Raw genomic sequence first — 816 nt, 5'->3', positions numbered from 1 at the left:
CCCTTATTAATGTATCGTGTTTCTCAGCTTTTCTAGATTATGAACAAGGCAATACAGTTGCCATTGCGCATTCACTTTCGTTTGTCCGCGTAAGGTCAATTTGTTCATGCCTTTATTGACTGTAATATTCCCGAACACGGGCTCTATACATCCAAGTCGTCTGCTGTACTGCCGTCGCCCCATTGGACTGTCTATTTTAACTTTCATTTTGTCGATATAGCTTAGCTTTTTACGTGATTCATCATTTTTAAACTGTACTTGCCGYCCTGTTTTTATTGGTGGCTTTCGCATGCATTGCTGTTGCAGTGGGCATACTTTGCAATCTTTTAAGTAACCGCAGAATCGCGTGTATTCTTGATTGTGACTCTTTACATTAACCCCGCTTCGCCACATACCATTGCCTGCGGGGCAGAGGCAGGTTTGGGTTGTTTCATCATAATGAAAGTCCTCTGAGGTAAATAACCGTGGCTTGCCTTTACTGCGTTTTAGTCGGCGTTTTTCTTGCTCTGTTTCATACGTTTGACTGTCTTTAAACAGCGGGTTTCGTTTTCTAAATTGGTTATCCGCAATATAAGTATCAAAGCCACTTTTCGCCATGTWTTCAAGGTTTACTTCGCTGTTAAAACCACTGTCTGCGGTAAATTTGATTGTGTGTTTGTCTGCGGATTTATCTGTGTTCAGTTTATCTAACTGCTGTTTTAATTGTTTAACCGCTGGCTGTAAGGTTTGTTGCTCACCCACTGAGCCCCATGCCTGTGCTTGCAGTATAACTTGGTGCTTGTCGTCATTTATTGCTATCCCGTTGTAGCCTTGAAT

General features: G+C 42.0%; 1 protein-coding gene. It reads right to left on the bottom strand.

Annotation, left to right across the window (positions count from 1 at the left end; all coding sequences use genetic code 11):
* Positions 1 to 6: 6 nt before the first annotated feature.
* Positions 7 to 816, bottom strand: an 810-nt coding sequence (locus tag ADS77_RS21175) for a transposase (RefSeq protein WP_152960664.1), incomplete at its 5' end; no start/stop codon positions are given.

This window comes from Pseudoalteromonas porphyrae, assembly GCF_001298125.1.
Classification (GTDB): Bacteria; Pseudomonadota; Gammaproteobacteria; order Enterobacterales; family Alteromonadaceae; genus Pseudoalteromonas; species Pseudoalteromonas neustonica.
The sequence above is the reverse complement of the archived record's forward strand: the minus strand, read 5'-3'. Positions and strand labels throughout refer to the sequence as shown.